General features: G+C 50.5%; 12 protein-coding genes. 1 reads left to right on the top strand and 11 read right to left on the bottom strand.

Going from position 1 to position 12940, the window contains the following annotated elements; translation table 11 throughout:
• The first annotated feature begins 482 nt into the window (after positions 1-482).
• Positions 483-2606: a hypothetical protein gene (locus Q8M98_03670; GenBank protein MDP3113855.1), complete on the top strand. Its 2124-nt coding sequence runs from the start codon at positions 483-485 to the stop codon at positions 2604-2606.
• Positions 2607-2785: 179 nt separating this feature from the next.
• Here Q8M98_03670 and Q8M98_03675 read toward each other — a convergent pair whose 3' ends face one another.
• From Q8M98_03675 to Q8M98_03725, 11 genes are all read right to left on the bottom strand, one after another.
• The gene (locus tag Q8M98_03675) at positions 2786-3118 is read right to left on the bottom strand and encodes a DUF3795 domain-containing protein (GenBank protein ID MDP3113856.1); all 333 of its coding nucleotides are present in this window, start codon (positions 3116-3118) and stop codon (positions 2786-2788) included.
• An 11-nt stretch (positions 3119-3129) separates the two neighbouring features.
• Positions 3130-4434, bottom strand: a complete 1305-nt coding sequence (gene trmFO, locus Q8M98_03680; protein MDP3113857.1) for a methylenetetrahydrofolate--tRNA-(uracil(54)-C(5))-methyltransferase (FADH(2)-oxidizing) TrmFO — start codon at positions 4432-4434, stop codon at positions 3130-3132.
• A 131-nt stretch (positions 4435-4565) separates the two neighbouring features.
• Entirely contained in the window at positions 4566-5399 is an 834-nt protein-coding gene (gene rnc, locus Q8M98_03685) for a ribonuclease III (protein ID MDP3113858.1), read from the bottom strand.
• Positions 5400-5449: 50 nt separating this feature from the next.
• Positions 5450-6691, bottom strand: a complete 1242-nt coding sequence (gene fabF / locus Q8M98_03690) for a beta-ketoacyl-ACP synthase II (protein ID MDP3113859.1) — start codon at positions 6689-6691, stop codon at positions 5450-5452.
• Between the two features lie 157 nt (positions 6692-6848).
• Complete coding sequence (locus Q8M98_03695) at positions 6849-7085, bottom strand: acyl carrier protein (GenBank protein ID MDP3113860.1); 237 nt, start codon at positions 7083-7085, stop codon at positions 6849-6851.
• 58 nt (positions 7086-7143) lie between these two features.
• Entirely contained in the window at positions 7144-7893 is a 750-nt protein-coding gene (gene fabG, locus Q8M98_03700) for a 3-oxoacyl-[acyl-carrier-protein] reductase (GenBank protein ID MDP3113861.1), read from the bottom strand.
• Between the two features lie 42 nt (positions 7894-7935).
• On the bottom strand, positions 7936-8865 hold the full coding sequence (gene fabD / locus Q8M98_03705; protein MDP3113862.1) for an ACP S-malonyltransferase: 930 nt from the start codon (positions 8863-8865) through the stop codon (positions 7936-7938).
• 23 nt (positions 8866-8888) lie between these two features.
• A complete protein-coding gene (locus tag Q8M98_03710) occupies positions 8889-9881 on the bottom strand; it encodes a beta-ketoacyl-ACP synthase III (GenBank protein ID MDP3113863.1) in 993 nt (330 codons plus the stop codon).
• Positions 9881-10879 (bottom strand): phosphate acyltransferase PlsX, encoded by a 999-nt coding sequence (gene plsX, locus Q8M98_03715; protein MDP3113864.1) that lies wholly within the window; start codon positions 10877-10879, stop codon positions 9881-9883. The genes Q8M98_03710 and plsX overlap by 1 nt, the downstream gene beginning before the upstream one ends.
• A 1-nt stretch (position 10880) precedes the next feature.
• On the bottom strand, positions 10881-11060 hold the full coding sequence (gene rpmF, locus Q8M98_03720; GenBank protein ID MDP3113865.1) for a 50S ribosomal protein L32: 180 nt from the start codon (positions 11058-11060) through the stop codon (positions 10881-10883).
• 559 nt (positions 11061-11619) lie between these two features.
• Positions 11620-12897, bottom strand: coding sequence for a folylpolyglutamate synthase/dihydrofolate synthase family protein (locus tag Q8M98_03725; protein ID MDP3113866.1), 1278 nt, complete (start codon positions 12895-12897; stop codon positions 11620-11622).
• Positions 12898-12940: the final 43 nt, after the last annotated feature.

The following is a 12940-nucleotide window of genomic DNA, read 5'->3' on the forward strand; positions in this document are numbered from 1 at the left end:
AAGAATAACTCACAGGATTCACGCGTATCCAGTGGCTTGTTGATCTGCACGAAAACTTCGCTTGGGGGGACATACTATGGAGGGGTGTAGCGCTATCGCAAAAAGTGGCAACCTAGTGTCAACTATATTAGGACTTGACAAGAAACGATTTTATTAGATGGAAGAAACAAACACGTGTAGCGCCAATATGTTATCTAAATAAATGTAGGACAGGTAGATACAATTTGAAATGGCAAAGTTTTGAAAAAATAATAGAGAAAGCTGTTGACAAGAAATCGAGCTTGGATTTATTGTGGAAACAGTTGATTGTGATGGGTGCAATCAGCAAAAAGTATAGTTTGTGTGAGGCGAAGACCCGCTGGCGGGGAATCAAAGAGTATGAGAAACAATGAGATGAAATGGGTGCCAACATCGGGGGTCTCAATTCATGAAATTCGAGCAAAATTAACCGACAATAACTCACTATGAGGATCGAGGTGTTTATGAAAGCTCTTGCAATCTGCACGGCTTTGTTATTATGTGTTTCAACCAGCTTTGGGATCAAAGTCCCCCAATCTACCATTCCAGTGAAGACAGACGAGAACAGCCTGACTGAGTTTGTCCGGGTTAGTCCAGATGATAAAGCGTTAGAGAAATTGCTCACCAAGGCATGGTTGTGGCAGGACGGAGACTATTTGGTGGCACACGTTGAGAGCGCGATAGACAAGGATTTCAAGAGTGGCGCCATTGGTCCCAGAGATCAGTATCCCACTGCTGATTACATCCGCATCCATCTCGTCACCATCCCCGATGCCTACTACGCTTATTATTACATGGCATTCCCCACCGGCAGCTTGGTTGATGGGGTTCGAAACAGTGATCTGTATATGAGCTCAGAATGGGACAGCCGTTATAGTTATGAGACGGCATCCAACGATACTCTGTGGACGGTGACGATGCGGATACCACTGACTGAGCTGCGGTTCAAGCAAAAACTGCCCTACCGCTGGAAGATTATCCTGACCAAGTATAACCACGAGGCGAAGGAAAGCTATTCGGTGCCCTATATCAACACGAAAATGGGCAATGACTATTTTCTGAAAGCGCAGGATATTGAACTGAACCACCTCATCACACAAAAGGTGGATTTGACTTTTCGCTCTTACTTTGTAAAGAGCTATGATCTGATCGCGAAGACCGGCAGCTTTGATCCTGATCATCTGGGGTTGGACGTTGCCTTCAATCCAGGGCAGCGGACGCGCATCAAGCTGACGATGAATCCCGATTACTCCGATATTCCGCCGGATAATGCCCAAGACAATTACAACAGCAAATACCCTCCATATTTAGGTGAAAACCGCTTTTTCTTCACGGAGGATATCGACGTGCTCGGAGTTGAATCCAATACCTTCTATTCCCGAAATATCGTTCAGCCGCGGCTGGCATTCAAGATGACCGGTAACAGCAAAATCCTGAACTGGGGGCTCCTCGGCGCCTTTGATAAAGAAATCCGTGGTGAAGGCTACATCATCAATCCCGACGATTACTATCAGGTGTTGGCGTTCGTCCCTTCCTGGCGCAAGTTTCGCAGCTCAAATCTATTGGTCAGCCGCGTGAACGCCGGATACTATAACCATGTGGGAAGCAGTGGTTTCAGGTGGGAAATCCTACCCAAGGTCTTCCTGAATTCATCCTTGACGGCAAGCGTCAGAAAAAACGAGAATGAAGCGGACAGTAGCGCCCTCTACGGATACATGACGCATATTTCTCTGGCTGCCAAACCGGGAAATCTGAGTTGCTCTGCAGACTACTCTATGTCCAGCCGAGATTTGCGCACTGATGCAGGATTTTATGCGGATACCGACTGGGACTCTATTAGCGGGCAGCTCTACTGGAACAGCGAAGACAGCAAGAACTATCTGGAAAGTTTCAGAATTAGCGCCTGGGGCGGATACAATCGCCTATTTCTCAGCACCACTCCCATCGGCTCTTATCATTCCGGAGCCAACGCCTGGCTCAGTTTTCGTCCGAAGTTTTCTTTTTCTGGATCTGGCAACAAAGGCACCGATCTGGACTTGAGCAACGCTAAACATGATACGGATCATCTAAGCTTAAGTTTTAGCTTCCATAGCTGGGATGCAATGGGCGTCTCTTGTGGAGTGGGACGTTCCCACAGCTTGATTTACGACCTTTATGATACGAGGCTCGGGATGAACTATTATTCGTTCTTTTGGGGCGCACTAACCAAGAAACTGCGTTATTCGGCGTCGGTCAGGGGGCGTGATTATGACTATCCCAAAGTGAATGTGGTCATTGTGGGTGGAGACACCTTGACGGTCAAGCTCGACAACCGCTATGCAATCGCCAATGCATCGCTGGCATACACACCCAGCCAAAAACTTCAGCTCTCCAGCGGGATTGGCATCAGCACCTATGAGCGCGCCGGCTCATTTGCCGATCTAAGCTACTATACCAATATCCGTTATGAGTTTATGAAGGACTATTTCATCTATGCCGGATTCAAGAGCAATCAGACTATGGATGAGGAATCAAACTATTCTGACCCAATGGGACATTTCCGCAAAAACAGTGCTTCCGCCTATGCGAAATTGGCGGTTACTTTTTAGCCAAAGTTTCTCAATATTGCGCATAAGTTATTGCAAGAACCGACGGGGATGCCGGTAATTCCATAATCATGGAACGCCGCCTCATGGAACGCTGCCTCATGGAACGCCGACGTCCCCGTCGGCGACACGAAGCTCTATCCCACAGGCGAAAATAGCGATGAACCTGACACATCCATTTCTTATCTGAGGGCGAGGATCGTCTCCTTGGCGGAGGGAACGGCGTTGTATAGAAATTCGTTTGTGGCGCATGGGAAGTCTTTGCACTCGGCGCAGCTTTGATAGTCTTTGTTTACCACGCAAGCACGGATGGGGCATTTGGCGCACCAACCGAAATGCGTGCCATCGCTCATGCAGCCATCGCAATTGATATCTTCGGGGCTGAGGTTGGCATCATAGTTTTTGCTCCACCGGACGGCAATGTCCTTCTTATTCTCCATGTCTTTTTCCTGGGTGGCGGTGTAGCATTCGCAAGTCTGGCAGTCCAAACCGCAAGCGGATAGAAAACTGTTCATGTGTATCTCCTTTATTTTATGAACTGTTGCAATGAATTCAAGCTACGCTGAGCGAGCAAGTCTTTTTTTAGTTTTTTATCGCGGATGGGTGATTCAAGGGCTGGCAGAAGCCCAAAATTGGCATTGACGGGTTGAAAGTTCTTGCTGCCGGAATCGATCAGGCGTCGCCATAACTGACCGAGGATGGTTTCCTGGGGCAGGATTTCAAGTGCTTCGCTGATGATTTTCGCGATCAAGAGCCCGCTGCCGATGCTTTCCACATAGCCTTCCACGCCGCTTAGTTGTCCGGCGATGAAGATGTCCTTGTCTATTTTGAGAGATAGATCGGAGCTCAGAACCTGGGGAGAGCACAGATATGAATTGCGGTGGATGGAACCATAGCGGAGAAATTCCACGTTTTCCAATCCCGGAATGAGGCGAAAGATGCGTTTTTGTTCAGGATAACGCAGCATGGTTTGGCAGCCGACCAGATTGTATGCTGTCAGATCCCGATTTTCTGCTCTAAGCTGAAGCACCGCAAAGGGTTTTTTGCCGGTTTTGGGATCTTCCAAGCCCATGGGACGCATCACTCCATGGCGCAAAGTGTCCACTCCGCGGCGGGCGAGTTCCTCGATCGGAATGCAGTTTTCATAGTAATGAAACTTCACGCTGCGGAAGAAATCATCCTCAAACTCGTGCGCCTGGCGCTTTTCGCCGCAGATCAAAGCATCGACGAAACGGTAATATTCCTCTTTGTCGAAGGCGCAATTCAGATAATCCGCGTCGCCTTTGTCATAGCGGTCTTTTTGATAGATATTGCTTCTGTCTATGCTTTCGGAATCTATGATCGGAGCGATGGCGTCGAAGAAGTATAAATGCTGGTCTCCCAGGCGTTTTTGCAGTTCATGCATGAGCGCGTCGCTGGAAAGCGGACCACCAGCAATGATGCATTTGCCTGATGGAATGGATGTTGCCTCTTCGCGGATGAGACGAATATGGGGATGATTGTCCAGCTCGGTTTGCACCAATTTGCCGAAAGCCTCGCGATCGACTGCAAGCGCATGTCCGGCAGGAACCCTGCAAGCCTCAGCCAGTGGCAACAGCTTGCAGCCCAAGAGCTTGAGCTCTGCTTTCAAAAGTCCGGAAGCGGTATCCCTCCGGGTCGATTTGAGTGAATTACTGCAAACAAGCTCAGCAGGATTTCCACTTGTGTGCGCCGCGGTCATTTTTGCGGGACGCATCTCATACAGATCGATCTCAAAGCCCTTTTCCGCAAGATACAAAGCGGCTTCGCAACCTGCCAGTCCCGCTCCGATAATGGTGATTTTTTCCTTCATTGATACTCAGTCGGCTATTATTCTGTTTACGTGGTCAAGTTGGCAGAGGGTGAAAGCCGTCAAGACGAAACTCTGCCGAAAACAACGCTATACTTACGAGACCCCACTGTGCCTTTGTCCAAAATCGTCCATCACACCCCAAGTTTCTGGCATGCCGCATGGGCTGCGTCCTGATGCGCGGTTTTCTTGGTGTTGCCTTTTCCGGTGCCCATCAGTTTTCCGCTAACGTGAACTTCCACGATGAAGGTTTTGTTGTGTTCTGGACCCTCTTCAGCGGTGGTGATATAGCGTGGCGGGTCTTGGTTTTTGGATTGCATGTATTCCTGCAGGATGCTTTTATAGTTCACGAGTTCGTTGCGGTTGACCGTGGTTTCGTAGTCTTTGATGATGAAGTTTTTGATGAATTTGTTGGCAGAGGCGATGCCGCTGTCCAGATAGATGGCGCAGATGAGCGCTTCCATGGTATCGCTGAGGATGGAGGCTTTTTTGGCACCGCCGGATTGTTGTTCTTCGGGGCTGAGCAGCACGTATTTTCCGAGTTCCAAAGAGTTTGCCTTGAAGGTGAGATAGGTCTCCGAAACGATCTTGGATTTGAGCTTGCTGAGCTTTCCTTCCTGTTCGTCCGGATGGCGGGTAAATAGTTCTTTGGAGACGGCAAAGCCGAGGATGGAATCACCCAGAAACTCCATGCGTTCAAAGGGGGAGGGAGTTTTGTGGTCGTCGTATTTGCGCCGCAGATAGGATTTGTGGGTGAGCGCCGCCCTCAGTATAGTGCTGTCTTTGAAGGAATATTCTATCTTCTTCTGCAATTGCACGAGGCTCTTTTCCCATTTGGGATATTGTTCCGCGATGCGCTTGCCGTTGAAGTATTCAATGATCCTGGAAATGATCGGATTCACGGTTTTCCTCGTTTTCGCGGGGCTTTTATCCGCCTTGGGGTCTGCAAAAGGCTTGCCATCAGGCATGATGATCCAAGGGCTTCAACGTTTTCAACAAGTTGTCTTAGTCCTATGGCTCAGAGATATTTCGTGATGACGATGGCGGAATTGTGTCCGCCGAAACCGAGTGAATTGGATAGAGCAGCTTTGACGTCAAACTTTCTCGATTTGTGCGGCACATAGTCCAGATCGCACGCTGGATCGGGATTGTCCAGATTGATGGTGGGATGGACGATGCCGGTCTCAATGGATTTCACGCAGACGATGGCTTCGATGCCTGCAGCGGCGCCGAGCATGTGTCCGACCATGGATTTGGTGGAATTGATCAAGAGTTTGTAGGCATGCTCGCCGAAGCTATTTTTGATGGAAAGCGTTTCGCCTTTGTCGTTGAGCGTGGTCGAAGTGCCGTGGGCGTTGATATAGTCGATGTCTTCAGGTTTCAGCCCGGCATCGCGGATTGCGGCTTCGATGGCTCGGCTGCTTCCTTCTCCATCTTCTGTGGGCGCTGTGATGTGGTAAGCGTCGCCGGTGGCGCCATAGCCGGAAAGTTCGGCATAGATCCTCGCTCCGCGCTTGAGCGCGTGTTCGAGTTCTTCGAGGATGAGGATGGCGGAGCCTTCGCTCATGACGAATCCATCGCGGTCAACATCAAAGGGACGCGATGCTGCCTGAGGATTGTCGTTTCTGGTGCTGAGCGCGCGCATGGCGGAAAATCCACCCACTGCCAATGGTGAAACCGCCGCTTCCATGCCTCCGCTGACAATGATGTCCGCGTCTCCATATTGGATCATGCGCATGGCGGTTCCCAAAGCGTGGTTGGCACTGGCGCAAGCACTCATAACGTTGAAGTTGACACCTTTAAAGCCATGTTCGATGGAGATGTGCGCAGCGGCAATGTTTCCGATCATCTTGGGAATGAAGAAAGGACTGATGCGGCGAAAACCCTGGGTGTGGGCTTTGACGCATTCTTCTTCAAAAGTGAGGATTCCACCAATGCCGGCACCGGTGATCACGCCAACGCGGTTTGGATCATAGGAACCCGGAACGAGGTTTGCGTCCTTGACTGCTTCGCGGGCTGCTACCATCGCGTATTGGGTATAAAAATCAAGCTTTCTGGCTTCCTTGGCGTCAAAATGATCTTCCGCGCGGAAGTTTTTCACCTCTGCGGCAATGTGGGTAGGCAGGACGGAGGCGTCGAACTTGGTGATCAATCCGACCCCGGAAACGCCGTTGATCAGGTTTTGCCACACTTCCGCGACGTTGTTTCCAACGGGAGTGATAGCTCCGAGCCCGGTGATGACTACTTTTTTCTTACTCATAAAAACCTCATGTACTATTAGACTTGTCCTTGTATTATTTATGTTGGTCTAAAACATAGCGGCGCCATATCTTAGATCAATACAGACGGTTGACTTCAAAAAAGCGGAATCAGTCCTGATAACAAAAGCTATCAGGATTGATTCGCGGTTGATGCGATTAACCCAGTTTTTCCGTGAGATAATCGATGGCTTGGCCAACGGTGCGGAGTCTTTCCTGATCTTCATCAGGAATGACGATCTTGAATTCATCTTCAAAAGCCATTACGAGCTCCACGGTGTCCAAGGAATCGGCGCGCAGGTCATCGATGAAGTTAGCTGTAGGAACGATCTGAGATGCTTCCACATTCAGCTTGTCCATCACTATCTGTTTTACTCTTGCTTCAATATCCATTATTCCTCCTATGTTATTGAAGTGTGTTTTTTCATTGATGGGGCGAAAGCCCCGGTTCAATCTATTGCATGGTCAAGCCACCGTCAACGGCGATGGTCTGACCTGTGATATAAGCGCTTTCGTCGGACGCCAGAAAGAGGCAAAGCTTGGCGACGTCCGCGGGTTTTCCCATCTTTGCCAGAGGGATGGCTTTGCCATAGCTTTCCACCACTTCGGGAGGGAGCTTGGCGGTCATTTCGGTTTCTATAAATCCGGGGGCAATGGCGTTCACACGCACACCGCGGGAAGCGAATTCCTTGGCGCAGCTTTTGGTGAAGGCGATCATTCCACCCTTGGAGGCGGCATAGTTTGCCTGTCCGGCGTTGCCCATGATTCCGATCACGCTGGCGATGTTGATGATGCTGCCTTTGCGGGTTTTCATCATGTATTTAAAAACTTTCTGAGTGCAGAAGAACGTACCCTTGAGGTTGATGTTGAGCACGCTTTCCCATTCCTCTTCCTTCATCCGCAGGACAAGGTTGTCTTTGGTGACTCCGGCATTGTTGATCAGGACGTCGATGCCGCCAAGATCGCTGACGATTTTGGCAAAGAGTTCGTCCATACCGGCATTGTCCGTGACGTTGCCGATATAGCCAAAAGCCTGATATCCGCAGCCTTTGAGCTTCTGCACCGCGGCATCCACAGTTTCCGGCATCAGGTCGATGATCACGACCCGCGCGTTGTTTTGGGCAAATGTTTCCGCGATGGAATAGCCGATGCCTCTGGCGCCACCGGTAATCACCACTACCTGGTTGTCTATATCATATTTCATAATTTCCTCGAATGAGACTTGCGTGTTGAGCGCTCTACAACATCAAAGCGAGAGCATCAAAGCGTCAAGTTCTTCCAATTTGCCATAGTTTAAAACCAGTGCATCTTTGTCAATATTCTTTATCATGCCGGAGAGAACTTTCTGGGGTCCGAACTCGATAAAACGCTGCACGCCATGATCTAACATATATTGAACACTTTCCACCCAACGTACCGGCGAGATGATCTGACGTTCGAGTTTTTGGCGGGCGGTATCTCCAATCGTATTGGGTAGGGCGTCGAGATTGGATATCAGTGGGATAAAGCTATTCTTAAACTCGGCTTTTGCCATTTCCTGCGCGAGCCAGTCGCTTGCCCGGACGATCAGCGGAGTGTGGAAAGGCCCGCCCACGACGAGCGGGACGACCTTTTTGGCGCCTTTGCTTTTGGCGATCTCACCCGCTGTCGCGACTCCTTCTTGGGTGCCGGAGATCACGGTTTGGATCGGAGTGTTGAAGTTTACCGCGCGCACCAGTCCCACCGTTTCAGCTTCGATGCAGGCTTCGATCACGAGTTCTGCAGCAAGACCGATGATCGCCGCCATGGCAAAGGGTGCGCCATCATTGGCTTTGATCATGAATTCGCCACGCTTGTGCACCAAGTGCAGGGCATCGATCCAGGAAATGGTTCCATTGGCAACGAGGGCGCTGAATTCCCCCAAAGAGTGTCCGGCAACGAAGTCTGCGGTGATCCCGCTGCTCTTTTCAAAGCTTTTCATCGCGCAGATACTGTGAAAAAGGATGGCGGGCTGAGTGAACCGAGTCTCTCTGAGCAAGTCTTCGGGGCCATCGGAGATGATCTTCCGGAGTTTGGTGCCGTGAGCTTGGTCAAAATCATCCAACACTCTGGCATATTCCGGCACGGCGGCGATAAAATCCGTCGCCATGCCCACATATTGGGCTCCCTGTCCGGGAAATATAAAAGCTGTTTTCATCTCGATTCCTATTTTGTAGTGTATTAGTATCTCGCCAGGACGCTTCCCCAGGTCAAACCCGCTCCAAATGAAGTGAGCAGGATGATGTCCCCGCGGCGGATCTTTTTGCTGCGGATCGCTTCGTCGGCGGCGAGAGGAATCGTAGCGGAGGAAGTGTTGCCATATTTTTCGATATTGACGATGACCTTGCTCATCGGTACGCGCATTTTGTCCGCGAGCCCTTCGATGATACGAAGGTTTGCCTGATGCGGGATCACCCAATCGACGTCTGCGACCGTGAGTTTGTTGCGGCGCAAGATTTCGTCCGAGGAGGCAAACATGGATTTGATCGCATTTTTGTAGATGCGATTGCCTTCCATATAGACGGTATGCAGGTTTTTGTCCACGGTTTCGTGAGAAGCAGGCATCCGCGATCCACCGGCTTGTTGGATCAGGTAATCACCCTGGCTGCCATCGGCATCGATCAGGATGTCTATGATTCTGGAGATATCGCTGGTTTCGGCTCTGGAAACGATTGTCGCTCCCGCACCATCGCCAAAGAGAACGCAGGTGTTGCGATCCTGCCAGTTTGTGATCTTGGTGAGGATATCCACTCCCAGGACGAGGACGTTTTTAGCAATGCCGTTTTCCACGTATTGCCGCGCTACGTCAAGGGCATAGACAAATCCGGCACAGCCTGCCGAGACGTCGAAGGCGGGGACGTTTTTCAGCCCCAGTTTCTTTTGGATAATGCAGGCGGTGGAGGGGAAAGGATGGTCTCCGGTGACCGTCGCGACCACGATGAGCTCGATCTCGCGATATTTGATCTGTGAAGCTTCGATGGCTTTGATCGCTGCCTGATAGCCAAGGTCGCTGGCAGCTTCATCCACGGTGGTGATATGGCGTTCAAACATTCCCGTGCGGGAGCGGATCCATTCGTCCGTGGTATCCACAATCTTTTCCAGATCAAAGTTATTGAGGATCTTCTTTGGCACGTAGCTTCCGAAGGAAGAGAATTTCGCATGATAAATAGCCATCAGGATAACCTCTCAAAGTACTCTTTGGTGTGTTGGACAAAGCCCGTCTTGGCAATGCGCGCGGCAAAGTGGATGGCGTTTTTTATCGCCTTGGCGTTTGATCTGCCATGGGAAACGATGCTGACGCCATTCAACCCTACCAACAGCGCGCCGCCATATTCAGTGTGATCGAGTTTGCGCTTGAGATATTTATAGACCGGGTAGGAGAGCATTGCGCCAAATTTCGCGATCCAATCTTTGTTAAACTGTTCTTTCAGGATGCCGAAAATGGATAGCACCGCCCCTTCGAGCGTTTTGAGCACGATGTTGCCGACAAAGCCATCGCAGACGATCACGTCTGTGACGCCTTTGAGCACGTCCTTACCCTCGATGTTGCCGGTGAAATTGATGTCCGCTGCATTTTGCAAAAGCATGTACGCCCCGCGGGAGACGTTGTTTCCCTTGGCGCTTTCCTCTCCGATATTGAGCAGCGAGACGCGTGGAGAAGCTGTCTTATAGAAAAACTGGTAATAGATGCTGCCGAGATGGGCAAACTGCAGCAGGTGCTCCGCCTCGCAATCGACGTTGGCACCCACGTCCAGGATGATCTCGTGATTGGCTTGAGTGGGAAAAGTGACGGCGATGGCGGGTCTGAGAACACCTTTGATGCGTCCATAAGCCAATAATGATGCCGCCATCATGGCGCCGGAATTTCCGGCGCTGAGCGCTGCGTCGGCAAGACCTTTTTGATGCAATTCCACCGCGCGCACCATCGAAGAATCCCTTTTGGCGCGCACTGCCGTGGCGCCGTAGTCTTCCATTAATATGCGCTCGCTGGCATGAACGACGCGGATTCTTTGCGGGTCATAAAAGTATTTGCCAAGCTCCTTGTTCAGGATGGTTTCATCCCCCACCAGGATCACTTCGCTGCAAAAATCTTCTTTGATTGCCTGGATTGCGCCTTCTATTTCCGGAAACGGCGCGTTGTCGCTTCCGAAAGCATCGACGGCGATTCGCATTTTACTCCTTGGCGGCTTTGATCTTTCTGCCGTCGTAGGTGCCACAATGATCACAAATGTGATGCGGGCGGGTGGCTTCGCCACACTTGGAACAGGTCGTGAACGCAGGAGGGGTCAGCGCGTCGTGCGTTCTGCGTTTGTCACGACGGGTTTTTGACGTCTTTCTTTTCGGGACAGCCATTGGTTTCTCCTTAAACACAATCAGCAGCAATGATATGATAATCCATAACCGCCGATTTTCATGATAATGACAAGATACACTGCTGCGATGCTGTGTAAAGTTTAATCTATCGAATCACAAACCTTGAAGGGCGCTTTTTTGTCAATGAAAATTGCTATCGCTGCGTTTTTGAAGGACTTGGAAACGTCATAAGCACAACTGTAATAGCCTCAAGAGAGAGGTCGTACCGATACCCGAGATGACTGCCCTTTCGATTTTATGTCTCAGCAATGCGAAAACTGGATTATTCACCAGTTCAACCCGTTCACCCGAAATTCGGTTCTTCCCCCATAGCATTACGGAATCAATACGGACTCATTACGGACTAAGTCCGTATTGACTCCGTAATGCTAAGGGGGAATGTGTCGCAGCATGCCGATGCTGCGGAGGCGATAAGCTGGAAGAGTGGAGAGATGTTTGTCGGTTAACAGGTGAACTGATGAACAGGTGAACGTGTGAGTTGCTCGTTCACCTGTTTACCCGTTCACCTTTCCACCATCCGCAGCATCGGCATGCTGCGCTACAGCTCTTTCCACTCCTGCAAGACCTCTCCGACGGTGTAGAGCGAGCCGCAACAGATGAGGACGTCGTCCGATTCCATATCGGAAAGAGCAAGATTGAGAGCCGCGGCGACGGAATCGGCGATCGTATATGGGACAGAGTGTTTGCCTACCTGTTTTGCCTGGTCTTCGGCAGTGGCGGCACGGTCGGATTGGTTTTGGGCGATATAGATATGAAAAGCTTTGCTGCAGAAAAGCGAGATCATTTCAAGATAGTCTTTATCCGCGAGGATGGAGATCAGGAAGCGGAGTTTTTGCTGCGGGAAGATGTTGTCAAGGGTATGGATGAGCGCTTGGACTCCCTGGACGTTGTGCGCACCATCGAGGATGATAACAGGTTGTTTGGAAAGCACTTGCATGCGTCCTTTCCAGTTGATCTTTTCCAATGCCGAGCGAATTGCTTCCTCACTCACAGCGATACCATGCTTCTGCGCATAAATAATGAAAGCGGCGAGGGCAACGGATAGGTTGGCGCTTTGGTGGCTGCCGATCAGGTTTGCCCCAAGGCTCTCAAACACCAGTTCTCCAAAGCGGAAATTGAAACAGATGCCATCGATATCCTGATTGACGGGATCAACATGGAAATCTCTACCTATCATAAAGATAGGCGCATTGCGTTCAAGGGCGATAGCTTCGATCACTGAAGAAGGCGAGGGATCGATATAGCCCATCACCAAGGGAATTCCTGCTTTGATAATCCCCGCTTTTTCCGCGGCGATGAGTTCAACCGTCCCACCCAAAGTTTTGATGTGATCCAGCCCAATGGAAGTGATGGCGGTAACCGACGGAGTAAATAGATTCGTGGCATCCAGCCTGCCGCCGAGACCCACTTCGATGACGCTGCAATCAAGCTCAGCTTCCACAAAGAGTTCAAAAGCGATGGCGGTGCTGATCTCAAAAAATGATGCATCCCACTTTTCAAAGAGCGTTTCATAGCGGTGAAAGCAATCCAATATCTGTGGAAACGAAAGGTCTTTGCCGCCCACGCGAAAGCGTTCCGTGTAATTGATCAGATGCGGGGAAGTATTCATTCCGGTGGAGAGTCCATGAGCTATGCAAAGGGCTTCGAGAGTGGCGCAAACGCTTCCCTTGCCGTTGGTTCCGGCGATGTGAAAACCATCGAGGCGGGTTTGCGGATCGCCCATTTCCGTCATCAGATTGCGCATGCGGTCGAGCTCCAGTTTCACGTTGCCGGAGTATTTCTTGTAGATATGATCGAGGAATTCCTGATACAGCACCGGTGCTCCTTTTCTTTGGATAAGAATTACCCGGCTCCGCCCA

The sequence above is a fragment of the Candidatus Cloacimonadaceae bacterium genome, assembly GCA_030693415.1.
GTDB lineage: Bacteria > Cloacimonadota > Cloacimonadia > Cloacimonadales > Cloacimonadaceae > JAUYAR01.

Bases quoted from the DNA above. Each gene is read 5' to 3' on its own strand.
- Q8M98_03670 (MDP3113855.1), top strand. From the start codon at position 483: ATGAAAGCTCTTGCAATCTGCACGGCTTTGTTATTATGTGTTTCAACC.
- Q8M98_03675 (MDP3113856.1), bottom strand. From the start codon at position 3,118: ATGAACAGTTTTCTATCCGCTTGCGGTTTGGACTGCCAGACTTGCGAA.
- trmFO (MDP3113857.1), bottom strand. From the start codon at position 4,434: ATGAAGGAAAAAATCACCATTATCGGAGCGGGACTGGCAGGTTGCGAA.
- rnc (MDP3113858.1), bottom strand. From the start codon at position 5,399: ATGCCTGATGGCAAGCCTTTTGCAGACCCCAAGGCGGATAAAAGCCCC.
- fabF (MDP3113859.1), bottom strand. From the start codon at position 6,691: ATGAGTAAGAAAAAAGTAGTCATCACCGGGCTCGGAGCTATCACTCCC.
- fabG (MDP3113861.1), bottom strand. From the start codon at position 7,893: ATGAAATATGATATAGACAACCAGGTAGTGGTGATTACCGGTGGCGCC.
- fabD (MDP3113862.1), bottom strand. From the start codon at position 8,865: ATGAAAACAGCTTTTATATTTCCCGGACAGGGAGCCCAATATGTGGGC.
- Q8M98_03710 (MDP3113863.1), bottom strand. From the start codon at position 9,881: ATGGCTATTTATCATGCGAAATTCTCTTCCTTCGGAAGCTACGTGCCA.
- plsX (MDP3113864.1), bottom strand. From the start codon at position 10,879: ATGCGAATCGCCGTCGATGCTTTCGGAAGCGACAACGCGCCGTTTCCG.
- rpmF (MDP3113865.1), bottom strand. From the start codon at position 11,060: ATGGCTGTCCCGAAAAGAAAGACGTCAAAAACCCGTCGTGACAAACGC.